This window comes from Paracoccus aestuarii (assembly GCF_028553885.1).
GTDB lineage: Bacteria > Pseudomonadota > Alphaproteobacteria > Rhodobacterales > Rhodobacteraceae > Paracoccus > Paracoccus aestuarii.
In genome coordinates this window covers 1,521,535-1,545,470 of sequence record NZ_CP067169.1, presented here as the reverse complement: position 1 = coordinate 1,545,470, position 23,936 = coordinate 1,521,535, and the positions used below count along the sequence as shown (strand labels likewise).

Genomic DNA, 23,936 nt, shown 5'->3' with positions numbered 1-23,936 from the left:
TGCCATGCTGACCAATGACGAACTGGCGAAATGGGACCGCGAGAACTTCATGCATCCCTCGACCCATCTGGCGCAATTCGCCCGTGGCGAGGCGCCGCAGCGGATCGTGACCGGGGGCGAGGGCTGCCATATCACCGACCGCGACGGCAACCGCCTGCTGGACGGCTTCGCGGGGCTCTATTGCGTGAATGTGGGGTACGGACGCAAGCAGATCGCCGATGCGATCGCGAAACAGGCGCATGAGCTGGCCTATTACCACGCCTATGCGGGGCATGGGTCCGAGGCGTCGATCACGCTGGCCAAGATGGTGATGGATCGCGCACCCGCCGGCATGGCGCGGGTCTATTTCGGCCTGGGCGGTTCGGATGCGAACGAGACCAACGTCAAGCTGGTCTGGTATTACAACAACATCCTGAACCGCCCGCAGAAAAAGAAGATCATCAGCCGCTGGCGCGGCTATCACGGATCGGGCCTGGTCACAGGCAGCCTGACCGGGCTGGAGCTGTTTCACAAGAAGTTCGACCTGCCCTTGGCGCAGGTGATCCATACCGAGGCGCCCTATTACTTCCGCCGCCCCGATGCCGCGATGTCCGAGGCCGATTTCACCGCCCATTGCGTCGAACGCCTGGAGGCGCTGATCGAGGCCGAGGGCGCGGACACGATCGCGGCCTTCATCGGCGAGCCGATCCTGGGCACCGGCGGGATCGTCCCGCCCCCGGCGGGATACTGGGAGGCGATCCAGAAGGTGCTGGCGCGCCACGACATCCTGCTGATCGCGGATGAGGTGGTGACGGGCTTCGGGCGGCTTGGCACGATGTTCGGCAGCGACCATTACGGCATGAAGCCCGACCTGATCACCTGCGCCAAGGGGCTGACCAGTGCCTATGCGCCGCTGTCGGCAACCATCGTGGGCGAGCGGATGTGGACGGTGCTGGAACAGGGCACGGACGAGAACGGCGTGCTGGGTCATGGCTGGACCTATTCCGCCCATCCCATCGGCGCGGCGGCGGGTATCGCCAACCTGGAGCTGATCGACGAGCTGGGGCTGGTCGGGAATGCGGGCCGGGTCGGTGCCTATTTGAACCGGCGGATGGCCGAGGCGGTGGGCGCGCACGCCCATGTCGGCGAGGTGCGCGGCGAGGGGATGCTCTGCGCGGTCGAGCTGGTGGCCGACCGCGAGGCGCGTCGGTTCTTCGACGCATCCGAGGGCAAGGGCGCCAAGGTCGTGGCGGCGATGCTGAAGCGCGGCGTGATCGCGCGGGCCATGCCGCAGGGCGACATCCTGGGCTTTGCCCCGCCCCTGTGCCTGACCGAGGCCGAGGCCGACCGCATCGTCGCGGTGACCGCCGAGGCGCTGGCCGAGGTGCTGGGCTAGATTGCGTCCCGCGGAGGACCGGGGGGGCTGACGCGCCCCCCCGGACCCCCTGCGCGCCGCACGAGATCCGCGGGCCGGTCCACGTCCCGCAGCAGGCCCGGCGCGGGCAGCATCCGGTCGGGCGGCAGATCGGCCAGCAGGCGCCCCGCCCCCTGATCCCCCTTGAGCGCCATCAGCTGCGGCAGCATCGTGGCGGGAAAGCAGGCGGGCGGCATGGGGCGGGCGCCGTCATGGCTGCAGGCCGGGGCGTCGTCGGTGGCGCGGGCCAGCACCGCGTCCAGATGGGCGGCGGTGACATCGGGCATGTCGCCGAGCGCGATCAGCAGGCGGTGTGCGCCCGCGGCCGCCCGCAGACCCGCGTGCAGGCTGTCCGATTGCAGGCCCGGCGCGATGCGGCAGAGGGTGAAGCCCGCCAGATGCGGAACCAGCGCGTCACTGGTGATGACGGCGATGCGGTGATCCAGCGTGGCCCGGCGCATCGCATCGGCGGCGTGATGGATCAGGGGGCTGCCGTCCAACGGGGCCAGCAGCTTGTCCTGCGGGCCGAAGCGGCGCGAAGCGCCTGCGGCCAGCAGGATGCCGGTTCGGATCACGGCAGGCGCGCCTCGTAGGCGGCCAGGATCTGGGTCAGCGTCGATGCGGCGATCAGCCTTGGGTCGCGCCCCTGCCCCACCACGCCGATCGGACCGTGCAGCCGGTCCAGATCGGCCCGGGCCACACCTTGGTCCGCCAGCGCCCGCAGCCGCGCATCCTGCGCCCGCGTCGATCCGAGCGCGCCGATATAGAAGGCATCCGATTGCAGCGCGCGGATCAGGGGCGGCAGCTCTCGGTCGTGATCGTGGAACAGGGTCACCACGGCGCTGTGGGCATCGGGGCGCGCCTCGCGGCCCAGGATGGGCAGGTCCAGCGCCGCGACCAGGGCGGTCAGGGCATTGGCCTCGTCGCCCTCGCCATGGATCTGGAAGGCGGGGGGCGGCGGCAGGGTCAGGTGGAAATCCTCGGCATCCGGCTGATCGGCGCGGCAGGGCTGGCCGCTGCGCAGGTTCACGCACCAATGGCCCGTGCGGCGGCGGATCCGGTCGTCCCAGATCGCCCCCAGCCAATCCGGGTCGGGCCTGTGGATCAGCGCGATCCGCACCGACCCCCCGCAGGGCAGCGGCAGATCCACCGGCCCCCCCTGGCCATAGGTCAACCGCGTTACCGGGCCGGGACGGTCCAGATGCACCGCGATATCGGCATCGATGCAGCCCGCCCCCAGCCTACCCACCCGCGCCCCGTCCGGCCACAGCGCCATCATGGCGCCGGGGCGGCGCGGAAACCCGCCCTCGGCCGCAATCAGCAGGGCCAGCGACCCGCCGGGGCGGCGCAGCAGCGACTTGATCGGGCAGTCTCCGACGGCGGCGATGGGGGATGAGATGGACATGGCGGGCTTTCGGACAAGGCTTGAACGGGCCCTCGGGGACCAAGAATGCAGCCTAACGCCCGAAGGGGCCAAAACGATGCACGAAAACCGCGCCGGGCATCATTCAGGACAGGGCTGTTCAGCCGCGCCCCATCGCAGCACGTCGTCGATATGGGCCTGCAGGCCGAAGGGCGCGGGTTCGCGCCCGCCGCCGGGGGCGAAACCCCATGCGACGAAGCCGCCATGGGATGCGTCCTCCTGCAGGTGTTCGGCGATCTGGACCCAGTCCCGGCCGCCATTCATCGCCGGGTCGCGCAGCTGGCGGCAGACCTGGCCGCTGGTCAGGCCGAACCAGGCCATCTCGACCGGCGGCAGGTGCCAGTCGACCATGGCGTTGGGCGCTTGGCGCGGATCGGATTCCAGCGTCGAGGCGGTGATGTGGCAGGTGGCGCAGGGCAGCGTCTCGATGCCCATGCGGCTGTCGCCGGCGCTGATATTCATGCCATGCGGGGTCGTGCGGGGATAGTCGGGGCCGGACCACATGGGCCGGTGATCGTCCCCCACATGGCAATTGGCGCAGCGCGGATGGGACATGACCTGCCACGCGCGGTCCCATGCCGCCAGCCCATCATCGCGGCTGACCGATCCCGCGACCGGCGGCGCCACGACCGAGGGCATCACCCCCTCGGCCCCCGCGGGGGCGGCCAGGACCAAAGCCAGCGCCAGCCCCCGGATCATGCGAAGGCCATCTGGTTCTGGAACGGCAGCTGGCGCAGGCGCCGCCCCGTCGCCGCATGGATCGCATTGCCCAAGGCCGCGGCGGCGGGGGGCACGCCCGGCTCGCCCAGTCCGCGCAGGGGGCCGTTCTCCAGCAGGCGGACCTGGACCTGGGGCGTCTGGTGCATGCGCATCCCGTCATGGGCCCAGAAATTTGTCTGATCAGGGACATGGCCGCGATAGGTCAGCTCGCAATTCATCGCATGGCCCAGGCCGAACAGCATGCCGCCCGACAGCTGCGCCTCGGCATTCACGGGGTCCAGCACGGTGCCCACATCGGCCACCGCGACGGCGCGGTCGATGACCAGCCCCCGGGGCGTCGCGGTCACGTCGACCACCTGCGCGCAGGGCACGCCGAAAGACAGACAGAAGGCCACGCCGCGCCCCTGCCCCTCGGCCGGGCGGGGGCCGGTCCAGCCGGAAAGGCTGCGCGCCTCCTCCAGCACGGCGCGCGAGACGGGGTCGTCGCAGAGCGCGATCAGCCCGTCGAAGGGGTCGATGCCGCCCGCCACGAACAGCTCGTCCAAGGCCGATCCGATGAAGAAGCCGTTGGCCGATGCCCCGACCGAGCGCCAGCTGCTGACCGGGATGGTTTCCGGCGCGCGCAGGCCGGTGACGCGGAAATGGGGGATCGCCAGCGGCTGGTCCCAGGACCCGGTGGTGATGCTGGGATCGCCCCCCGGCGGCGCGCTGGCCACGCGCCCGAACCAGGACGCCACGACCGAGGGCGAGGCCACCGTCAGGTCCAGCGCCGTCACGCGCCCGTCCCGCACCTGGCCGCGCATCCGCGCGATCTGGGCGGGGCGGGGCTGGTCATGGGCGAAATCCTCCTCGCGCGTCCAGGTCAGCTTCACGGGGCGGTCGGGAAAGGCCATGGCGATCTGGACGGCCTGCAGGATGAAGTCCAGTTCCAGCCTCCGGCCGAAGCTGCCGCCGATCATCTGGTTTTCCAGCCGGATCGCGGATTCGGGCAGGCCGGTCAGCGCCGCCGCCTTCGAGACCGCGAAATCCGGCACCTGCGTGCCCGCCCAGATCGTGCAGCTATCCGTGGTGACCAGGACGGTGGCGTTCATCGGCTCCAAGGGCGCATGGGCCAGGAAGGGAACGCGGTATTCGGCGCTGATCGCATCCGCGCCCATCGCCGCGTCCACATCGCCATCGTCGCGGCGGCGGGTATCCACGCGGGCATCGGTGAAGGTCCGTTCCAGCGCGGCCCAGATCGCGTCCTGATCGCCGGGGCGGTCGGGCAGGACCCAATCCACCTCCAGCGCGCGGGCGCCTTGAAAGGCCGACCAGGTGTCGCGCGCGACGACGGCAACGCCGCCCTCGATCGGCAGGACGCGCAGCACGCCCGGCAGGGATTCGGCGGGCACCGCATCCAGCCGCGCCACGCCCCCGCCCCAAGGCGCCGCGCGGACGGTCGCATGGACCATGTCCGGCAGGGACAGGTCGATGCCGTAGACCTGGGTGCCGGTGGATTTCGCCACGATGTCGCCGCGCCGCATGGGCTGGCCCAGCAGGCGCCATTGCGACCGGCCGCGCAGCACGATGTCGGTCACGGGCTCGATCCCCGCCGCGTCCCGCGCCAGATCGGCATAGGGGATGGCAGTGCCGTCGGGCAGGATCACGCGCCCGTCCTCGGTCGTCAGATCGGCGCGGTCCAGCCCGTGACGTTGGGCTGCGGCCTGCTTCAAGGTCTCGCGCGCGACGGCGCCGGCCTGGCGCAGCTTGTCGAACCCGTCCGGCGTCGAGGTCGACCCCCCCGTCATCTGCCAGCCCAGCAGCCGGGACGGGATGTCCGCGGCGCCCCGCGCCGTGCGCGCCAGCCAGCCGTCATCGGTGGGGGCAAAGGGCATCATGTCGCCGATCAGCGCGCGGTTGTAATAGGTGCGGCTGACCGGGCCGGGCTCGATCCGGGCATCGGCGGGGTCGATGTCCAGCTCCTCGGCGATCAGGGCGGCCTGCATCCAGCGCGCGCCCTGGCCCTTGTCGGCGCGCGGCGCGATCAGGGTCACGCCATCCGCGTCGATGATCACATAGGGGTTCAGCGCCGCCCGGTCCGGCCCCAGATCGCCATGCGGGTCCGGCAGCGGCGAAAGATAGCGCCAGGCCCCGAAGGCCACGCCCCCCGCCACCGCGACCGATCCGATCAGAAAGCCCCGCCGCGCGGCCTTGGGCATGGGGGGCGTCTGATGTCGCGGGCGCGGCGGATTGCGGCGCGGATGCGGGGATAGGTCGCGCAGCGGCACAGATTGGCCGACATGGCGCGGTCGATATCCTCGTCCGTGGGGTCGTCGTTCAGCGCCAGCAGGGCGGCCGCCGACATGATCTGGCCCGATTGGCAATAGCCGCATTGGGCGACCTGCTCCTCGATCCAGGCGGCCTGGACGGGGTGCGGGTCCGCGGGCGTGCCAAGGCCCTCGATCGTGGTGATGTCGCCCGCCACGTCGCCGATGCGGATCTGGCAGGCGCGCACGGCCATGCCGTCCAGATGCACGGTGCAGGCGCCGCATTGCGCCACCCCGCAGCCGTATTTCGTGCCCGTCAGCCCCAGCATGTCGCGCAGCGCCCAGAGCAGCGGCATCTGCGGGTCGGCATCGCCCAGGTCGCGTTCTTGTCCGTTGACGATCAGTTTCATGGCCGGAATCTGGGGCAGCGCGGGCGCGGTTACAAGCACGAAGCGCGCGCCCCATGCAAAAGGCCGCCGATCCCCGAAGGATGGCGGCCCAAGCGGTCGGGTGGGGCAGATCTTACTTGATCTTGCCTTCCTTGTATTCGACATGCTGACGCACGACGGGGTCGTATTTCCGCACGGTCATCTTTTCGGTCATCGTGCGTGCGTTCTTCTTGGTCACATAGAAGTGGCCGGTGCCGGCGGAGGAATTCAGCCGGATCTTGATGGTGGTCGGCTTCGCCATGGTTATCGCTCCTGCTTCGGGGCAATCGCGCGCCGCAAACCCCGTAAAAATCCTGTAGAAGGCCGCCTTTTAGTCATGCGCGCGCCCGTGTCAACCGCAAATTGGCCCCAAGCTCATGCCAAGGCGTCGAAGCGGTATCCCGCCCCATCGGCCGCGATGGTGCCAAGGCCCCCGCCCGGCAGGTGGAACCCGGCGACCAGCAGCCCGCCATCCGCGATGTCGCGCAGCAGGGACAGGCGCGTGTCGCGGGCCGTCTCCGGGTCCTGGTCCGAGGGCGCGGGCTGGTCGGGGGCGTCCAGCGCCAGATGCCCGTTGCCCACCGCATCGCCCAGGACGATGGCCGGGCGGTCGCCATCGACCATCAGCGACATGTGCCCCGGCGTGTGGCCCGGCGTCATCCGCGCCCGGATCCCGGGCAGCAGGTCGTCGCCGTCATCGAACAGCACCACCCCTTCCAGCAGGGCCAGGCGGCGCGCGGCGCCCGCGGCAAAGCTGGCGCGATCCTCGCCGATCGTGCCGGCGGTGGCGGGATCGGTCCAATAGGCATGCTCGACGGCGCCCATCATCACCTGCGCGCGCGGAAAGGCCGGTTCGTCGAAATCGTCCAGAACCCCCCAGAGGTGATCGGGATGGCCATGGGTCAGGATCAGATGGGTGATGTCCTCGGGGGAAAGGCCCAGCTCCTCCAGCGCCTCGGGCAGGCGCCCGGCCGAGGCCATGAAGTCCGGCCCCGCCCCCGCATCGACCAGCACCACATCATCGCCGCTCCGCAGCAGGGTGACGTTGCAGGGCGATGACAGCGCGTCGCCGTCCAGCCCGTGACGCGCCACCGTGCGATCGGCCAGCGCATCGGGCACCCCGCCGAAGACGAAGCCGCGCGGCAGGTCCAGATGGCCGTCCGACAGCATGTCCAGCCGCCACCGCCCCAGGTCCCGCGCCTGATGGGCAAAGGCGCGGCGGGGGATCAGCGGCAGGGCCAGGGCCGTGGCCGTCAGGCTCAGCAGGCGGCGGCGGGTGGGCATGGCGGTTCCTTTCCTGGCGGGCGGTCAGCCCAGCATGTCGGCGACGATGCCGTCATACCAGCCGACCGATTCCTCGTATGTGGCGCGGCGGGTCGCGGCATCCTCGCCCGGCTGCGAGATGAAGCTGTCGACCGAGGCGATCTTTTCCGGGGTGGGTTCATAGGTGGCGCCGACCTTGACCCCGTCATCGGGGGCGATCAGCGACCAGCAGGTATTGGCATAGCGCGCGGGAAAGGCGCGGGCATCCAGCAGGTCGGCGCGGATGCGCATGGCGGCGACCTTGGCCTGGCTGTTCGCGGCATAGCCCGATTTCGGCATGTCCCCCTGACCCGCGCTGTCGCCCAGCACGAAGACCGCGTCATCGATGCGCGATCGCATGTCCTCGGCCGCGACGGGTGCCCAGCCCGTCTCGTCGGTCACGCCAGCGATCCCGGCGATGGCGCCTGCCGCCTGGCCGGGGATGACGTTGCAGACATCGACGCGCTGCACCTCGCCGTCGAAGACGACCTCCATCGCGGCGGGGCGAACCTCGGCCCGGTCGCCGCCGAAATCGGGGCCGATCCGTTCGATCATGCCGTCGTAATGGCGCAGCCACCCCTCCTCGAAGAGGGTCTGCTTGGAATAGGTCTCCTTGGGGTCCAGGATCAGGATCTTGGCGGTGGGGTTCACCTGGCGCAGCCGGTGCGCGACCATGCTGACGCGTTCATAGGGGCCGGGCGGGCAGCGATAGGGATTGGGCGGGGCGATCATCGCGAAAAGCCCGCCCTGGGGCATGGCGTCGATCTGCTGGCGCAGCAGCCGGGTCTGGGGACCGGCCTTGTAGGCATGGGGCATGATCCCGGCATCCGCGACCGACCAGCCGGGGACCGAGCCTTCGACGAAATCGATCCCCGGCGACAGGACCAGCCGGTCCCAGGACAGCACCTCGCCCCCCGCCAGGGTGACGGTGCGCGCGTCGCGATCCACCCCCTCGGCCCGGTCATGGACGACCCGCACGCCCGCGGCGGCCAGCCCGTCATAGCCGTGCTGCAGCCCCTCCAGGTCCAGCAGCCCGCCCAGATGCAGGTTGGAAAAGAAGCAGGTCGTATAGACCGGGTTCGCCTCGACCAAGGTGACGTCCAGCAGGCCTTGCGCGTCGCGGGCCAGGTATCGCGCGGCGGTGGCGCCCCCCGCGCCGCCCCCGATCACGACGACCTGCGCGCGCCCCTGCCCCAACAGCGCGGGCGCGGCCATCAGGCTGCCCGCCGCGATGCCCGTGGCGATGAAACCCCTGCGTGACACTGTCATCCGCGTATCCTCCCGTTGCAGATGGATGCCCGGCGCGGCCGGGCGTCAGTAAGGCTCGATGGTCTGGAAATAGGCGGCCAAGGCCGCGACCTCCTCCTCGGTCACGCGCTCGGCCATCAGGCGCATGGCGGGGTTGTCGCGGCTGCCGTCGCGAAAGGCGGCCAGGGCGGCGGTGAAATCCTCGGGCGCGCGGCCCGCGATCGAGGGGATGCCTTCGGCCCCTTCGGGCCGGTGGCAGCCGGTGCAGTCGCCCGCCAGATATTCGCCATAGGCGATGTCACCGCCACTGGCCTGCAGGGGGGCGGCGATCACCCCCATGCAGGCCAGGGCCGCGACGCGGCGGAGGGCGTCCGGCCGCAGGCTCATGGCTCCAGGCTCTGCAGATAGGCGATGATGGCGTCGCGTTCATCGGCGTTGCGGATCCCGGCAAAGGACATGCGCGTGCCTTGGGCAAAGCCGCGCGGGCTTTCCAGAAAGGCCGAGAGCGCGTCGTGATCCCAGACCACGCCGTCATCCTGCAGCTGCTGGAAGACGGGGGAATAGCGGAACCCCTCGACATGGGCGACCTCGGCGCCGAAGACGCCGTTCAGATGCGGGCCGGTGCCGTTGCGCGCGCCCTCGCCCACCTGATGGCAGGCGGCGCATTTGCGAAACGCCCGTTCGCCATCGGCCACCAAGGCGGGATCGGGGGCCGCGGCTTCGGGTTCGGCCTCGGGCGCGATCTCGCCCGCGGTGACCTCGGGGGCATCCTCGGGTTCCTCGATGGCCTCGGGTCCTTGGGCGACGTCGAAGGTCGCGGGAATGGTGCCTGCCGGGCGGCCATCCTCGCCCATGGGCGTCACGCCCAGATCGACGGCACGGCGGGTGACCTCAGGGGCGGTGTCGCGGCAATCCTGCATGCAGGGTTCGGCGGAAAAGATCGGGTATTCCGTCTCGGGGCGGTCATCGGGATAGAAGCCATCGGCATTGGGCATCACGATCTCGGTGAAGTTCTCATGCGTCAGGACGAAGTCATCCTCGACCATGCCGTTGGAATAGAGAAGGAAGGCCGTGATCGCATAGGTCTCGTCCTGGGTCAGGGTCTGCGCGCCCCCGAAGGGCATCGAGCGGTGGATGTAGTCATGCACCGTCGACAGATGCGGCCAATAGCTGCCGATGGTCTTGACCGGGCGCGGATCGGTCAGCGTGCCCATGCCGCCCGACAGCGCGGGCCAGCTGTCGCGGCCTTCGGCGAAATCGCCATGGCAGCTGGCGCATTGCTCATAGAAGATCTCGTCCCCGTCCTCGACGCTGCCCGAACCGGGGCGCAGGCCGGTGCCGTCGGGCAGGACGGCCACGTCCCAGGCTTCGACCTCCTCGGGCAGGGCCTCGCGGCCGAGGCCGAGGGGCTGGGACAAGGCGGGGCCGGCGATCAGGATCAGGGCGGTGCTGAGCGCCAGGCTGAATGGGGCCAGGTTACGCGATCTCGACATTTTCCACCTCGCCATCGGCACGCACCCACCAGACCTGGATGCCGTTGTTGTGATAGACATTGTTGACGCCGCGGATCTCGCGCAGGGCCTGCTTGGTCGGCTGGACATAGCCCGTGTCGTCGATGGCGCGCGACATCAGGAACATCTCGGATCCGTCCCAGTCCATGTCGTAATGGAACCGCGTCAGGGCCTTGGGCTTCACATCGCCCGACAGCCGCGCCGGGTGCCATGTGGCGCCCCCGTCCGAGGACACGTCCACGCGGGAAATCGCGCCATTGCCGGACCAGGCCAGCCCCGTGACCACCAAGGGCCCCGCGCCGTGGCGGATCGGCACCTGCGGGCTGGGCGAGGTGATGACCGATTTCGCATCCATCACCCAGGTCCATTTGCGCGCCCGCCCGTCGGGCATCATGTCGGTATATTTCGAGGTCTCCTCGCGGCTTTCGACGGCCTGGTCATGGACGCCGATGCGGCGCAGCCACTTGACCCACATGTTGCCCTCCCATCCCGGCACGACCAGCCGGGCGGGATAGCCATGTTCCATCCTGAGCGCCTCGCCATTGGCAAAGAGCGCGATCAACACGTCGTCCATCGCCTTGTCCATCGGGATGGACCGCCCGTTCGAGGAGGCATCCGCCCCCTCGACATAGACCCAAGTGCCCTCGGGCTGGACGCCGGCCTCGGCCAGAACGTCGCGCAGCATGACGCCGGTATATTCCATGTTGTGGATCATGCCTTGGGTGAACTGGCAGCCCTCCAGCTGGGCGCCGCCCCATTCCATGCCGCCATTGGCCGCGCATTCGCAGAAGGCCGTCATCACATGGCGGGGAAAGCGCATCAGGTCGTCGAAGGTGAAGACCAAGGGCCGGTCCACGCGGCCGTTCACCATCAGGCGGTAATCGGCCTTGCTGAGTTCGATCGCGCCGGAATGGTGCCGCTCGAAGGCGCAGCCTTGGGGCGTGATCGTGCCCTCCAGCGCGTGGATGGGGGTGAAGTTGATGCTGCTGACCGGGCTTTCGGTCAGCCATTCCACGTTGCGGCGGACCACGTGTTCCTCGAAGCGGATCGGCATGCCATAGGGGGTGGCGTCCACCGGATCGCCGAAGCCCGAGGCCCAGGGCTGGACCTCGGTGATCAGCGGGTCCGCGCCTTGAGTGGTGCCTTGGGCCGCCGCCGCGCCGCCTGCCATGATGGCCGCGCCGCTGGTCAGAAAGACCCGCCTGCTGGGGCCCTTGCGTTCGGTATCGTCGCGCATCGGCGATGCCTCCTCAGATGCCGGCCACCTTGACCGATGTGTTTGGGTCAAGCCGGACCGTGCCCAGCCTGCGGATATGGGTTTCGACGACATCCCAGATCTGGGGGCCCTCGGTGCCTTCGTTGACGCTGGCCCAGCCCGCCACGGCATAGGCGCGGTCCGGGTCGATCGCCTCGCCCGAGGCCAGATGCGTCATGTCGGAAATGCGCGACCCCATCGGCGCGGACACGTCGATGCGGTAGCCGAGGCCCCCCACACGCACCATGTCGCCGCCTTGCTGGTAATAGGGGTCGGGGTTGAAGATGTTGTCGGCCACGTCCTCCAGCACGGTCTTCAGCGTCTGGCCGGTCATCTCGGTGCGGTAGCATTGGCCATAGGTCATGCTGGTGGCGTTGTGGATGTCCTCGCGGGTGATCGCCTCGCCCGGCATGACGGATGCGCCCCACCGCACGCCGGGCGACAGCGCGATCTCGGCATCGCGTTCCGACAGCATGGCGTCGCAGATCAGGTCGTCCCAGCTGCCGTTGAAATTGCCGCGCCGGAACAGCAGGCTTTCGGTGGTGCCGATCTCCTCGGTCAGCTCGGCCTCGAAGGGGGCGCGTTCGGTCTCGATCAGGGCGGCCATCTCGGGGTCGGGGGCGATCACGTCGGCGAAGATCGGGATCAGCTTGTGGCGGAACCCCATCATCCGCCCGTCGCGCACGTCCAGATCGACGCGGCTGACGAACTTGCCGTGGCTGCCGCTGGCGATCAGGATCGTCTCACCCACCAGCACCGGCTCGGGGATGGCGTCATGGGTGTGGCCGGTCAGGATCACGTCGATGCCGCGCACGCGGCCCGCCATCTTGCGGTCCACGTCAAAGCCGTTATGGGACAGCAGCACGACCAGATCGACGCCCTCGGCCCGGACCTCGTCCACGACCGCCTGCATCCGCTCCTCGCGGATGCCGAAGCTGAGATCGGGGAACATCCAGCGCGGATTGGCGATGGGCATATAGGGGAAGGCCTGGCCGATCACCGCGATGCGTTGCCCGCCCTTCTCGAAGATGTGGTAGGGATCAAAGGCCGGCTCGTCCCATTCCGCGTCGAAGATGTTGGCGCCCAGAAAGGGGAAGGGCAGCGTGTCGACGATCTCGGTCACCCGCTCGGCGCCATAGGTCCATTCCCAATGGCTGGTCATCGCCTCGACGCCCAGCAGATTCATGGCGTTGACCATGTCCTGGCCTTGAGTCCGCAGCGACGGCAGCGATCCCTGCCAGGTGTCGCCCCCGTCCAGCAGGATCGCGTCGGGCCGGGCGGCGCGGATCGCGTTCACCACCGTGGCGATCCGGTCCAGCCCGCCCATCTTGCCATAGGCCGCGCCCAGGGCCGCGAAATCGGGATAGGTCAGCGCATAGGCATCCGGGCTGTCGGGCGCGATGCCGAACATCGCCTGGAAATCGCGCCCGGTGATATGGGGCAGCTGACCCGCGGCCTCGCCCATGCCGATGTTCCATTCCGGTTCGCGGAACCAGATGGGCCGGGTCTGGGCGTGGATGTCGGTCACATGGATCAGCGTCACATTGCCGAAATCGTCGAATTGCAGCAGGTCGTCCTGGGTCAGGCGCTGCTGGGCCGCCAGCCGCGACCAGCCGCCAAGGCCCGAGGCGCCGATGATGGACGAACTGGCCAAGGCCACCTGCATGAAATCGCGCCGAGAGATCATCTGTCCGTCCTTCCTGCACGCGCCCATCGCCCGCCTGCGGGTCGTCGCATGTCCGTTGTTTCCTGAGGGCCCGTCAGTGACGGACCGACACGCCCTCGACCGACAGGCCGTTCCCGCGCGAGGTGACGTAAAGCTCCAGCGCTTTGAATTCGTCCGATCCGGGGCGGAACGTCTCGGCCCGGGTGTCGCGCACGCAGCCGACGAAGCGCTGCTGGGCGGTGACCAGGCCCGCATCCTTCAGGCGATAGGTCGGAAATCCGTTGACCTGCCCTTGGCTGAGGTGGTCGGCGCGGATCATCAGGCCCTGATTGTCCTCGTGGCAATTGGCGCAGGCCATCTCCAGCTGGCCGAAGCGGGTGTAATACATCTCCTGCCCCTGTTCCCAGAAGGGCGCGGCGGGGCCGTCGATGGCCACATTCACCGGCATGCCCCGCGATTGCAGCGAGATCAGGGCCAGCATGTCCTTCATCTCGTTGCCGGTCATGCCCCAAGGCTCCAGCCCCATCCGCTCGGTGACGCAGGCGTTCACGTAATCCTCCAGGATCATCAGCTTGCCGGTCTGGGCATCCACGCGGGGCAGCTGTGCCTTGAGGCCCGTCAGGCTGTCGGGATCCTCGTGGCAGCTGGCGCAGCTTTCGCCATTCGTGCCCATTTCGGCATTCCAGCGGTCGCGGCCGCGTTCCGCGAACAGCAGGCCGGGATTGTCGAAATCGTCGCGCTGCAGGTCGCGGGTCTCGTCCTCGCGATAGAGCCAGCCGGAATAGATCGTCCCCATCCGGTCGGACAGGAAATCCGGCGCGGGGGCGCTGGTCGTGATCTGGACCGGGCCGTCATCGCCCTCGACCACCAGATCGTCATCGACCGGGTCGGCCAGGGCGGGCGCCGCGGCGATCAGCCCGGCGGCAATGGTCAAGCAAAGGCTGCGCATCGGGTCCCCCCTTGGATCTGCGGCCGGCGTGGCGATGGGTCAGGCGATCTCGATGGACTGGCGGTCCTCATAGACGCTGCCGTCATCGTCATACCAGGTGAAGGTAAACTCGCCCGCCGCATCGACCATCGCGTCGAATTCGAAATAGGGGTTGGTGGACACCGCCGGGTCGATCGCCACATCTACCACATTCGCGCCGTTGAACTCGCAGGTGAACCGGTTGATGATCGATCGCGGGATCAGCTCGCCGTCGGAGCCGCGGCGCTGGCCGGATTCCATGTTGTGGCTGATCAGCGCCTTGATGACGACGGCCTCGCCGGCGCTGGCGCTGCGGGGGACCCGCACGCGGGGTTTTGCATCATTTGCCATGTCGCGTTCCTTTCCTGTCGCCTCAGCCGCCGCAGCCGCCGATGGTCACCTTGATGTTCGTCTGCGCCCGCTGGACCGATCCGTCGGCCATGCGGGCCAGCGCGATCACGTCCTGCGTCTCGGCCAGGCGGATGCGGGTCGCGGCGCGCTGATGGGCGGCGGCGGGGCCGAAGGTGAAGGTCGCCACCGCCGGTTCGGGGTTGCCCGCCGCCAGCAGCATCACGGCCACGGCGCCGGGGGCGTCGACCTCGACCGGGACGGTGTTGCCGTTCTCGGCGATCTCGGGGGCGGTCAGGGTGATGCCGCCATCGGTGGGCGTCGCCCCTTCGGCGAAGGCGGTGGTCAGTTCGTCCACCGATGCGGCCATGACGAAGCCCGGCACGACCGAGGCGGTCAGCCCGCCCAGTCCCAGCCAGAGCGCGTCGCGGCGTGAAAGTCGGATCGTCATCGGGTCCTCCTAGTCCTTGAGTGTCGTCAGATAGGCCACCACGTCCTCGACCTGCTGCGCGGTCAGGACGGGCGGCGGCGCGCCTTCCGAGGCGCGGCCGGTATAGGCGTCGCCCGGACGGATGAAGCCTTCGGTCTTGTAGAAGCCGGGCATGAAGCTGTCGGGAAACATCATCTTGGCATCGACGACGATGCCGCGCAGCTCCGCCTCGGACCAGCGGTCGCCGGCCCCGTCCAGGGGCGGGGCGATATTGCCTTGGAATTCGACATCCGGCAACGCGCCGATCATGTGGCAGGCCACGCAATTGCCAAGCGCGTTGGTGGTCATGACGCGCACGCCCTCATCGGCATCGCCGGGCGTTCCGGTCAGCGATTGCGGGACCGCGCCATCGTCGAAGACGACATCCGTCGGGGCCGTTTCGGCCCATGCGGGCGCCGCGATGGTGCAGACCATCGCCAGCGCCAGCCGCAGCTGGCGAGACATCGCGTTCCTCCCTCAATCTCCCTGGGATCAGGTTAGGACGCCCGGCGCGAGTCGCGCAACCAGAAACATATTAATCTTGCAATATTCAAATGCGTTTCTGCGTCGCAGCGTCGCATCACGGGGCGTCCTGCTGCATCTGGCGGGCCAGAAAGCGCTGGAAATGCTCGCCATTCTCGTATTCGCGGTCGCGCACCCATTCCAGCATGGTCCGCGTCGTGCCGGGGCCAAAGGCGCCGGGCATCATCGCGATCGCGGCATCGGCGGCGGTCTGGTCGGACGCGACCTCCTCGGGCAGAAAGATCAGCATGGGGGTGAACATCGCGCCCCACCGGATCGCCATGTCCTTTTCCGCCCGGGTGGTGCCGTCGAAATCCGTGACCTCGACATCGCCGAAGAGGTTCATCTGGATCACCATGAAATCGTCGCGCAGGATGGCCGCGATCTGGGGGTCGGTGAACACCTCCTCGTGCATCTTCGTGCAATAGATGCAGTCGCGCTGCTCGATCAGGATCATCAGGCGGCGGCCTTCGGCATTGGCCTCGGCCAGGTCCTCGGGCAGGTCCTTGAAGGTCTCGGCCAGCCAGTCGGGCTTGTGCAGACCGTCATCGCCCACGGGGACGGCGGCGGCGGGTGCGGCGATGGACAGCATCAGGGCGCAGGCAAGGGCACGGATCATGGGGACCTCCTCAGGCCAGGGTGGCGGACCAGTCGAAATTGCGGATCATCCAGTCGGCGATCCGGTTGACGGAATTGGTGGCGATCAGGATGCCGAAGACGATCAGCAAGACGCCCATCGCCTGTTCGACCCGCCCCATCAGCGCGCGGTGCCGCGCAACCCATCCCAGGAACGGCCCCGCGAACAGCGCCGCCACCACGAAGGGCAGCGTCATCGCCAGCCCATAGACCAGCAGCAGCAGCCCCCCCTGCAGCGGATCGCCCATCCCCCCCGCCACCATCAGGATCGCGGCCAGCGCCGGCCCCACGCAGGGCGTCCAGCCGAAGCCGAAGGCCAGCCCCATCAGATAGGCCCCGGCCAGCGTCGTGGGCGGCGCGCCCGACTGCATCCGCGCCTCGCGATAGAACAGCCCGATCCGCAGCACGCCCAGGAAATGCAGCCCAAACAGGATCAGCACGCCCCCCGCCAGCCAGGACAGGGGCTCGCGCCATTGCGCGAACTGGCGGCCCAAGGTGGTGGCGCCCATGCCCAGCAGCACGAAGATCGTCGTGACCCCAAGCGCGAAGGCCACCGCCTGCACGACCAGCCGCCGCCGCGCGCCGGGCGCCACGCCTCCGCCGCCCTGCAATTCGCGCACCGATAGCCCCGCCATGTAGGACAGATAGAACGGCACCATCGGCAGGATGCAGGGCGAAAAGAACGACAGCAGGCCCGCAAGGGCCGCACCGGAATAGGTGATCTCCAGCATTGCCCCCTCCCAAAGACGCCGCCTTGCGGGACAGGCCCGAAGATATTAGAACATTCCTATGTAAGGATGAGCCTGTCAATGTGCCTGCTTCTGGCCCTGCTGCTGATGACCGCCCTGCCCGCCCGGGCCGAGCTGTCCTTGATGATGGTCGAACAGCCCGGCTGCAGCCATTGCGCGGCATGGGACGCACAGATCGCCCCCGCCTATCCGCTGACCCCCGAGGGCCGCGCCGCGCCGCTGATCCGCCAGCAATTGCGCGCGCCCCTGCCCCAAGGCGTGACGCTGGACCGGCCCGCGGTCTTCACGCCGACCTTCATCCTGCTGCGCGACGGGTCCGAGGCCGCCCGGATCGAGGGGCACCCGGGCGAAGATTTCTTCTGGGGCCTTCTTGGCGGAATGTTGGACCGCAGCGATCCCGACTGGCGGAACCCGACCCCGGATTGAGGCGCAAAGCGCCTGTTTCCCTTGCCGTTTCCGCCCCCGTTCGGCACAAGGGGGCGGGCCGGTGACCGGCCGGTGGGGCCGATGTGACAGGGGACAGCCAACACGACATCGCGGCGCTGGCGCCGTTGATCGGGCAGGCCGAACAGGCCGCGGGCCTGCTGAAGGCGCTTGGCCATGACGGCCGCCTGACCATCCTGTGCCACCTGATGACCGGCCCCAAAAGCGTCACCGAGCTTGAAAAGCTGCTGTCGGCGCGGCAGGCTATCGTCAGCCAGCAGCTGGCGCGGCTGCGGCACGAGGGGTTGGTCTCGGCCCGGCGCGAGGGTCAGGCCATCTTCTATTCGCTGCACGACCCCCGGGTGGAGAGGCTGGTGGCCGTGCTGGCGCAGATCTATGCAGGGCCGTCCCAGGCCTGAAACCGGGGCGGAGGGGGACGGAATTTGGACGATTTCTCGGCGGGCGGCCTGGCCGCGCTGATCGGGCTGGCCGCGGGGCTGGTCCTGGGGCTGGCCGCGCGGCTCGGCGATTTCTGCACGCTCGGCGCGCTGGAATCGGCGCTCTATGGCGGCGAGCAGCGGCGCGCGCGCATGTGGGGCGTGGTGCTGGCCACCGCGATCCTGGGCGTGCAGCTGGGCGCGATGGCCGGGCTGATCGATCTGGGCGGCACGATCTATCACACGGTGGCCTGGCAGCCCCTGGCCTCCATTGCGGGCGGGCTGGTCTTCGGCTATGGCATGGCGCTGGCCGGGAATTGCGGCTTCGGCGCGCTGGCGCGGATGGGGGGCGGCGATCTGCGCGCGCTAGTCATCGTGCTGGTCATGGGCATCGCGGGCTTCGTGGCGCTGTCCGGCCCGCTGGCCGCGCTGCGAATCGTCATCTTTCCACAGCGCGACGCGACCGGGCCGCAGGGGATGCTGGCCGATCTGGCCGCCCTGGGCCTGCCGCCCGGGGTGGTGGTGATCCTGCTTGCAGGCGCGCTGCTGGCCTGGGCGCTTGCCTCGGCCGAGCTGCGCGCCAGCCCCCGCGCGATCGGCTGGTCGGTGGCGGTGGGCCTGTCGGTCACCGGCGCGCTGATCGGCACCAGCTGGCTGGCCGCCACCGCGATGGAGCCGGTGGGCGTCGAGGGCCCCTCCTACACCGCGCCGATCGGCCGCACGCTGATCTATCTGATGACGGCCTCGGGGGGCGGGCTGTCCTTTGCCGTGGGCTCGGTCCTGGGGGTGGTGATGGGGGCGCTGGCCGGGTCCATCCGCCGCGGATTGTTCCGGTGGGAGGCCTGCGACGACCCGCGCGAGCTGGGCCGCCAGATCGGCGGCGCGGCGCTGATGGGCGTGGGCGGCGTGGTCGCGATGGGCTGTTCGGTGGGCCAGGGCGTGACCGGCTTCGCCACGCTGGCCTGGTCCGGCCCGGTGACCCTGATCGCCATCTGCATCGGCGGCTGGCTGGGCCTGCGCCAGCTGATCGGCGGGCGGGACATCGCCTGATACTGTATGTCAACTGAAGCGTTAATTGGCTTTGCTGAATGCGATCTTATGCGAATTGGCCATATACGATACGAGTTGGTCGACCCCAAAGAGGAGTGTAAGCGGTCGCTGAATAGCACGGTCAGCTCAGCTTAACGGCTTGAAGTTCCATGGCAGCAGTTCGTCGAGGTGAGCCTGCGGGTGGGCATTCGCAATGACGGCGAGCGTCATCTTAAGGTAGGCGAATGGCTCGATACCGTTGATTTTGCAGGTCTCGATCAGCGATGCTATGCGGCCCCAAGCGATGCCAGCTTCGTCGTGACCGGCGAAGAGTGCATTCTTCCGATTGAGGGCGATAGACCGGATCAGGTTTTCAATATGGTTGCTGTCGATCTCGACGCGGCCGTCAGCCAGAAGGGTTTGCAGCCCGTCCCAGTGACTATGGATGTAGGTCAGCTTTTCGCCTAGCCGGGATTTGCTGGATACCTTGCGGCGTTGTGCCTGAAGCCAGTCACCGAAGGCCGCGACCAGCGGTGCGGTGCGGTGCGGGCTTGGCGGGCGGACAGACGCTGGCCGGACGAAACGCCACGGATATCGGCCTCGACAGCATAGAACTCGGCGATGCGACGCAGGCCCTCGGCTTCGATGTCGGAGCCATTGCGGTCGAAGACTTCTTTCAGCTTGCGTCGTGCATGCACCCAGCAATGGGCCACCCGAACGGGGGCGCCGCCCTTGCGGATCGGTTTGGTCAGCCGGTTGTAGCCGGTATAGCCGTCGATCTGCAGGATGCCGTCGAAGCCTGTCAGGACGGTTTCGGCATTCTCACCCGCACGAGCCGGAGCGTAGAAGTAGACCACGCCGGGCGGACCCTCGCCGTCCCATGGTCGGTCATCGCGGGCCAGTGCCCAGGGATAGCCGGTCTTCGTCTTGCCGCGTTCCAGGTCCGGCACCGGGGCCGTCGTTCCGTCCATGAACAGCTTGCCGGACCGTTTCAGATGCTCGGCCAGCCGGTCCACCACCGGCTTCAGATGGAACGCGGCCTTGCTCACCCAATCGGCCAGGACGGCGCGGTGCAGATCAAGACCCGCCCGCGCCAGGATCTGGCGCTGGCGATACAAAGGTAGATGATCTGCATACTTGCCGACCAGCACATGGGCGAGCGTCGCCTCGGTCGGCAAGCCACCCATAATCAGATGGCTGGGCGCAGGGGCTTGGGTCACCCCATCGGTGCAGGACCGGCAGGCATATTTCGGGCGCACGGTGACCCGAGCGATCATGCAGCAGGAGGCGCTCTCCGACGATATCTTCGAGGAACTTCTGGCACTCCATATTTTGATGCAGCGCATCATCGAGACGAAATGATTATCGGGACGGCTCGATACTCCGGAGACTGCGAGGATAGCATCCCGCGCAAAGCTGTGGACTATTTGGTCGCGCACGGAGTTTTAAAAGACCTCGCGGGGCGCAAGACGACAGTTCTCAGGACGCCAGTGCCTGAAACCCTGCTGGGTGACCCCACGGACATAGCTGAGTTCCTGGCGCAGCTTCCTTTTAAGCGGAAGTATCTCTCTCTCGCCGCGACGTTCGCTGCAGAGGAGGTCGATGTCGAAGCCTTCAACGCGGGAGCCTGGCGTAGCGAGGCCGGCCTGATCACCGCGATGATCCTTGACGCTGCCTACGCAGGTGTTCCGACCCTGTGCCGTCCACCAGTCTTCGCCAACTGCCATACGCATACGGGTCGGCTCGAGATCAACTTCCTCCTGCCCCGCGCCATGATCAATGGACACGGGCATCTCAGATCATTCACGCCATTCCCCCCGCAAAAGCGTTACGAGGTCTTTCGTTACGTGCTGCAAGAGGCCCTGATCAAGCGACTTGAGCTGATCGATCCGCGGAGCCCGCTGAGGACAAGGCTCTTCAAACTCCCCTCGTGGATGCACAAGGAACATGCCGAGGCGCTGCGGGCGGGCCTGGACGGCCACAGCCTGTTTCGCCTGATCGATCCGCTCATCGCTGCGGCCGAGCGCGGAGAGGTGCATGGTCGGGGGGATCTCATTTGCGCGCTGCACCCGCTCCTCGGTGATATCGGCTACGTGGTTCATGAGGTCTCGGCCCACTGTGTCACCATAGAGGATACCGTTACCCGAAAGCACCTTCCACTGGGTGGATTTTGCTTCAGCGACAGCTTTCGTGACCCGCAGGACATCCATGACCTGCGCGACAAAAATGGGCCACTCCATGCCGAACGTCAGCTTCGCCTCGCAAAGGCGGCCGCCACCTATGTCGGACTTCGGAACTACTACGCAGATCAGCGAGCCAGCCAGCTTGATCATCCCCCGCCGCCCCTCATTGCCGAGCTGTCTGACATCTCAGCGGCCTTACGCCATCCGCTTCATGATCGATGCAGACGGACCGGCAATGGTGGCCCGGATTGGCGGCAACGCGTGGCGCCATGACGGTTTCGATCTCGACCCCGTCGAGCCGGAACGCCCGGCAGACGATGATTTTTCCCCCAGCCTGTGATGATGCAGTTCGACACTATAAGTTATGAAAGGGGAGTTTCATGGACCACGAACAAAAGCTTCTGCCCGGTTGGCTCTATGATAAGCATTTCTGCACTAACGCAGACCTTCAGCGCCTCTTTGGTGTCAGTCGCTCAACAATAGATCGGTGGACCCGCGAACGTCCGAACTTTCCGAAGAAGTTCAAGCTGACTGACGCCCACGGGTCAATCACGAGATATTTTACATCGGATGTTGCCCGCTACCTGACCTCAGTCACATATACGTGAGCGATAGTTGTGGAAGGGTTCATGCGACGGCGAAACGCCCTGTGCCACCGTTGTGCCACGGCAACCGCGACAAGATCGACCGATGCCAATCCCCGCAATGACAAAACTTCGTAACTGCTTGAAGGTAGTCGCAAAATAATGGTGCCCGGAGACGGATTTGAACCGCCGACACGCGGATTTTCAATCCGCTGCTCTACCAACTGAGCTATCCGGGCCCCGTGTGACGGCGGGCCGTCTTGGGTAGGGGGTGTTTACTGAGCGCGCCTGGCCGTGTCCAGAGCCTAATCGCGAAAATCATCGCGCGGAGGCGCGTTTTTCGCATCGGCATCGCCGGGCAGATCCTCCAGCGGGGCGCCGGGGATGACATAGTCGCCGCGCAGCCATTTCGCCAGGTCCACATCCGCGCAGCGCTTGGAACAGAAGGGGCGATAGGCCGGCACCGACGGCTTGGAACAGATCGGGCAGGCCATCAGCCATGCTCCGCCGCGGCCAGGCGCGTCAGGGGGAAACGGTCGCGCTTGCGGGTCAGCTCGAACAGGCCCATCGCGGTCCAGCCGATCAGTGTCGCCTCGCCGCCCGCATTGCGGAAGGCCGCCTGCAGGACCTGGTCCAGGGTGGCACGGTCGCGCTTGGGCATGGGGGCGAAATCGACCACCACCTGCCCGCCCAGACCCCGCAGGGCCAATTGGCGCGGCAGGTCGCGGGCCAAGGCGATATTCGCCTTGAGGCCCGCCGCCATGGAACTGTCGGGCCCGGTATTCACGTCGATCGCGACCAAGGCGCGGGTCTGTTCGATATGGGCGTCGCCCGACCCCTCCAGCGCGATGCGCGGGGAGAGGAGCGCATCCACCGCCTCCAGCACGCCGCAGCGGGCGAAGCTGTCATCGCCCTCCTCGATCGCGTCGGGGGCGGGATCGGCCCAATCCATCCAGGCCTGCTCCCACGGGGTGGGGGCGTCCAGAAGCCGCTCCGGGCCGCCCGAGGTCTCGGCGCAGATGCCGTCGGCGATGGCGATCAGGTCCTGTAGCTCGGTGCGGATCGTGTCGTCATCGGTATCCTCGGCGGCGCTGCGCAGGATCAGGCCGTGATCGCGCGGGCCCAGCACCTGTCGGCCCAGATCGGCCAGCGCGGCGCGGCGGTCCTCGTCGCGGATGCGGCGCGAGACATTGACCCCCGGCGCACCCGGCGTCACCAGCGCGTGGCGGCCTCGGAACAGCAGGCGGGTGGTCAGGGGAAGCGCCTTGCCCTCCTCGGCGACACCCGCGACCTGGACCAGGACCGGCTTGCCCTCGGACACGCCCTTGCGGTCGCGCAGATAGCCGGTCCGGCCGTCGGGCAGGCGCAGGAAGACCCCGCCCTGCCCCTTTATGAAACGGTCGGTCCGCGCCCGGCAGATCGCGCCGGGGGCCAGCGGGGTCAGGGCGTCAGGGGCCACCATCAGATCGATCAGCTGGCCGTCCTGCATCAGGGCGGCGGCCTCCTGTCCGAACAGCTGGCCCAGAATGACCTGGCGTCCCTTCATGTGATCTCTCCGTCGGGATGGATGCCGGCGGCGGCCAGCATGGCGGCGGTCTCGGACAAGGGCAGTCCGACGACGGCCGAAAACGAGCCCTGGATCCACGGAATGAAGGCCGCGGCCGCCCCCTGGATCGCATAGCCGCCCGCCTTGCCCTGCCAGTCGCCGATATCCAGGTAGCGCTCCAGCGCGGCGGCGTCGATCGGGCGCATGCGGACCAAAGTCTGGACCAGACGTTCCGACAGGCCGTCGGCGCGGCGCAGCGCCACGGCGGTCAACACGACATGCCGCCGGCCCGACATCAGGCGCATGAATTCGGCGGCCTCGGCCCGGTCGGCGGGCTTGCCCAGGATGCGGCGGCCCACGGCGACGGTGGTGTCGGCGGTCAGCGCGACCTCGCCCGGCGACAGCGTCAGCGCGGCGGCCTTTTCGCGGGCCATGCGGCGGACATAGTCGCGCGGCGTCTCGGCGCGGCGCGGGGTCTCGTCGATATCGGCGGGGCGCAGCGCGAAGGGCACGATCCCGATCTGGGCCAGCAGTTCCAGCCGTCGCGGGCTGGCCGACCCCAGGATCAGGCGCGGCGCGTCCTTACTTGAAGCGGTAATTGATCCGCCCCTTGGTCAGGTCATAGGTGTTCATTTCCACCTGCACCTTGTCGCCTGCCAGAACACGGATGCGGTTCTTGCGCATCTTTCCTGCCATATGTGCAATGATCTCATGGCCGTTTTCAAGCTCGACCCGGAATGTCGCATTGGGCAGGAGTTCCTTCACGACGCCGGGGAATTCGAGCATTTCTTCCTTGGCCATGGTCACTCCATCATGATCATCCCGCAAGATTCGGGACCGCCGTTACATGC

General features: G+C 68.1%; 28 protein-coding genes, 1 tRNA gene and 1 pseudogene. 6 read left to right on the top strand and 24 right to left on the bottom strand.

Annotation, left to right across the window (positions count from 1 at the left end; translation table 11 throughout):
- The first annotated feature begins 4 nt into the window (after positions 1-4).
- Positions 5-1,375 (top strand): aspartate aminotransferase family protein, encoded by a 1,371-nt coding sequence (locus JHW48_RS07935; protein ID WP_119885771.1) that lies wholly within the window; start codon positions 5-7, stop codon positions 1,373-1,375.
- On the opposite strand, the gene JHW48_RS07930 is transcribed toward JHW48_RS07935, so the two are convergent.
- From JHW48_RS07930 to JHW48_RS07845, 18 genes are all read right to left on the bottom strand, one after another.
- On the bottom strand, positions 1,372-1,968 hold the full coding sequence (locus tag JHW48_RS07930) for a nucleotidyltransferase family protein (RefSeq protein WP_170152259.1): 597 nt from the start codon (positions 1,966-1,968) through the stop codon (positions 1,372-1,374). The genes JHW48_RS07935 and JHW48_RS07930 overlap by 4 nt on opposite strands.
- Positions 1,965-2,798: an XdhC family protein gene (locus JHW48_RS07925; RefSeq protein WP_272835839.1), complete on the bottom strand. Its 834-nt coding sequence runs from the start codon at positions 2,796-2,798 to the stop codon at positions 1,965-1,967. Before JHW48_RS07925 ends, JHW48_RS07930 begins: the two co-directional genes overlap by 4 nt.
- A gap of 99 nt (positions 2,799-2,897) precedes the next feature.
- Positions 2,898-3,515, bottom strand: coding sequence for a hypothetical protein (locus tag JHW48_RS07920; protein WP_170152398.1), 618 nt, complete (start codon positions 3,513-3,515; stop codon positions 2,898-2,900).
- A complete protein-coding gene (locus tag JHW48_RS07915) occupies positions 3,512-5,734 on the bottom strand; it encodes a xanthine dehydrogenase family protein molybdopterin-binding subunit (protein ID WP_272835838.1) in 2,223 nt (740 codons plus the stop codon). Before JHW48_RS07915 ends, JHW48_RS07920 begins: the two co-directional genes overlap by 4 nt.
- A complete protein-coding gene (locus JHW48_RS07910) occupies positions 5,704-6,192 on the bottom strand; it encodes a (2Fe-2S)-binding protein (RefSeq protein WP_272835837.1) in 489 nt (162 codons plus the stop codon). Before JHW48_RS07910 ends, JHW48_RS07915 begins: the two co-directional genes overlap by 31 nt.
- A 112-nt stretch (positions 6,193-6,304) precedes the next feature.
- Entirely contained in the window at positions 6,305-6,472 is a 168-nt protein-coding gene (gene rpmG / locus JHW48_RS07905) for a 50S ribosomal protein L33 (protein WP_089344652.1), read from the bottom strand.
- A gap of 113 nt (positions 6,473-6,585) precedes the next feature.
- On the bottom strand, positions 6,586-7,494 hold the full coding sequence (locus JHW48_RS07900; protein ID WP_119887088.1) for an MBL fold metallo-hydrolase: 909 nt from the start codon (positions 7,492-7,494) through the stop codon (positions 6,586-6,588).
- 24 nt (positions 7,495-7,518) lie between these two features.
- Positions 7,519-8,781, bottom strand: a complete 1,263-nt coding sequence (locus JHW48_RS07895; RefSeq protein ID WP_119887089.1) for an NAD(P)/FAD-dependent oxidoreductase — start codon at positions 8,779-8,781, stop codon at positions 7,519-7,521.
- Between the two features lie 45 nt (positions 8,782-8,826).
- Positions 8,827-9,147, bottom strand: a complete 321-nt coding sequence (locus JHW48_RS07890) for a c-type cytochrome (protein ID WP_119887090.1) — start codon at positions 9,145-9,147, stop codon at positions 8,827-8,829.
- The gene (locus JHW48_RS07885; RefSeq protein ID WP_119887091.1) at positions 9,144-10,253 is read right to left on the bottom strand and encodes a c-type cytochrome; all 1,110 of its coding nucleotides are present in this window, start codon (positions 10,251-10,253) and stop codon (positions 9,144-9,146) included. Before JHW48_RS07885 ends, JHW48_RS07890 begins: the two co-directional genes overlap by 4 nt.
- A complete protein-coding gene (gene soxC / locus JHW48_RS07880) occupies positions 10,237-11,508 on the bottom strand; it encodes a sulfite dehydrogenase (RefSeq protein ID WP_119887092.1) in 1,272 nt (423 codons plus the stop codon). The genes JHW48_RS07885 and soxC overlap by 17 nt, the downstream gene beginning before the upstream one ends.
- Before the next feature lie 13 nt (positions 11,509-11,521).
- Positions 11,522-13,213: a thiosulfohydrolase SoxB gene (gene soxB, locus JHW48_RS07875; RefSeq protein ID WP_119887093.1), complete on the bottom strand. Its 1,692-nt coding sequence runs from the start codon at positions 13,211-13,213 to the stop codon at positions 11,522-11,524.
- A 73-nt stretch (positions 13,214-13,286) separates the two neighbouring features.
- On the bottom strand, positions 13,287-14,141 hold the full coding sequence (gene soxA / locus JHW48_RS07870; RefSeq protein ID WP_119887094.1) for a sulfur oxidation c-type cytochrome SoxA: 855 nt from the start codon (positions 14,139-14,141) through the stop codon (positions 13,287-13,289).
- 39 nt (positions 14,142-14,180) lie between these two features.
- Positions 14,181-14,510 carry a thiosulfate oxidation carrier complex protein SoxZ gene (soxZ, locus tag JHW48_RS07865; RefSeq protein ID WP_119887095.1) on the bottom strand — a complete coding sequence of 110 codons (330 nt, stop codon included), beginning with the start codon at positions 14,508-14,510 and terminating at the stop codon, positions 14,181-14,183.
- A gap of 22 nt (positions 14,511-14,532) precedes the next feature.
- The gene (gene soxY / locus JHW48_RS07860; RefSeq protein ID WP_119887103.1) at positions 14,533-14,952 is read right to left on the bottom strand and encodes a thiosulfate oxidation carrier protein SoxY; all 420 of its coding nucleotides are present in this window, start codon (positions 14,950-14,952) and stop codon (positions 14,533-14,535) included.
- Positions 14,953-14,967: 15 nt separating this feature from the next.
- Positions 14,968-15,441, bottom strand: a complete 474-nt coding sequence (gene soxX, locus JHW48_RS07855; protein WP_119887096.1) for a sulfur oxidation c-type cytochrome SoxX — start codon at positions 15,439-15,441, stop codon at positions 14,968-14,970.
- A 115-nt stretch (positions 15,442-15,556) separates the two neighbouring features.
- Positions 15,557-16,117: a SoxW family protein gene (locus JHW48_RS07850; protein WP_119887097.1), complete on the bottom strand. Its 561-nt coding sequence runs from the start codon at positions 16,115-16,117 to the stop codon at positions 15,557-15,559.
- 10 nt (positions 16,118-16,127) lie between these two features.
- Positions 16,128-16,865 carry a cytochrome c biogenesis CcdA family protein gene (locus JHW48_RS07845; RefSeq protein WP_272835836.1) on the bottom strand — a complete coding sequence of 246 codons (738 nt, stop codon included), beginning with the start codon at positions 16,863-16,865 and terminating at the stop codon, positions 16,128-16,130.
- A 66-nt stretch (positions 16,866-16,931) separates the two neighbouring features.
- On the opposite strand from JHW48_RS07845, the gene JHW48_RS07840 reads away from it, so the two are divergent.
- From JHW48_RS07840 to JHW48_RS07830, 3 genes are all read left to right on the top strand, one after another.
- Complete coding sequence (locus JHW48_RS07840; protein WP_240637961.1) at positions 16,932-17,309, top strand: thioredoxin family protein; 378 nt, start codon at positions 16,932-16,934, stop codon at positions 17,307-17,309.
- An 83-nt stretch (positions 17,310-17,392) separates the two neighbouring features.
- Entirely contained in the window at positions 17,393-17,725 is a 333-nt protein-coding gene (locus JHW48_RS07835) for an ArsR/SmtB family transcription factor (RefSeq protein WP_119887595.1), read from the top strand.
- Between the two features lie 24 nt (positions 17,726-17,749).
- Positions 17,750-18,793: a YeeE/YedE family protein gene (locus tag JHW48_RS07830; protein ID WP_119887596.1), complete on the top strand. Its 1,044-nt coding sequence runs from the start codon at positions 17,750-17,752 to the stop codon at positions 18,791-18,793.
- Positions 18,794-18,919: 126 nt separating this feature from the next.
- On the opposite strand, the pseudogene tnpC reads toward JHW48_RS07830, so the two are convergent.
- Positions 18,920-20,037, bottom strand: a pseudogene (tnpC, locus tag JHW48_RS07825) (IS66 family transposase); the annotation flags it as partial.
- Here tnpC and JHW48_RS07820 point away from each other — a divergent pair.
- Both JHW48_RS07820 and JHW48_RS07815 read left to right on the top strand, forming a co-directional pair.
- The gene (locus JHW48_RS07820) at positions 20,000-20,134 is read left to right on the top strand and encodes a hypothetical protein (RefSeq protein WP_272835861.1); all 135 of its coding nucleotides are present in this window, start codon (positions 20,000-20,002) and stop codon (positions 20,132-20,134) included. The pseudogene tnpC and the gene JHW48_RS07820 overlap by 38 nt on opposite strands.
- A 128-nt stretch (positions 20,135-20,262) precedes the next feature.
- On the top strand, positions 20,263-21,228 hold the full coding sequence (locus JHW48_RS07815) for a hypothetical protein (protein ID WP_147388148.1): 966 nt from the start codon (positions 20,263-20,265) through the stop codon (positions 21,226-21,228).
- A gap of 474 nt (positions 21,229-21,702) precedes the next feature.
- Here JHW48_RS07815 and JHW48_RS07810 read toward each other — a convergent pair.
- The 5 genes from JHW48_RS07810 to infA all read right to left on the bottom strand — a co-directional run bounded on the left by JHW48_RS07810 (position 21,703) and on the right by infA (position 23,886).
- Positions 21,703-21,778, bottom strand: a tRNA-Phe gene (locus JHW48_RS07810).
- Between the two features lie 66 nt (positions 21,779-21,844).
- On the bottom strand, positions 21,845-22,033 hold the full coding sequence (locus JHW48_RS07805) for a DNA gyrase inhibitor YacG (RefSeq protein WP_119887600.1): 189 nt from the start codon (positions 22,031-22,033) through the stop codon (positions 21,845-21,847).
- Positions 22,033-23,085 carry a ribonuclease E/G gene (locus JHW48_RS07800; protein WP_119887601.1) on the bottom strand — a complete coding sequence of 351 codons (1,053 nt, stop codon included), beginning with the start codon at positions 23,083-23,085 and terminating at the stop codon, positions 22,033-22,035. Before JHW48_RS07800 ends, JHW48_RS07805 begins: the two co-directional genes overlap by 1 nt.
- A complete protein-coding gene (locus tag JHW48_RS07795; RefSeq protein WP_119887602.1) occupies positions 23,082-23,684 on the bottom strand; it encodes a Maf family protein in 603 nt (200 codons plus the stop codon). The genes JHW48_RS07800 and JHW48_RS07795 overlap by 4 nt, the downstream gene beginning before the upstream one ends.
- On the bottom strand, positions 23,668-23,886 hold the full coding sequence (gene infA / locus JHW48_RS07790) for a translation initiation factor IF-1 (RefSeq protein ID WP_010397442.1): 219 nt from the start codon (positions 23,884-23,886) through the stop codon (positions 23,668-23,670). The genes JHW48_RS07795 and infA overlap by 17 nt, the downstream gene beginning before the upstream one ends.
- Positions 23,887-23,936 lie beyond the last annotated feature (50 nt).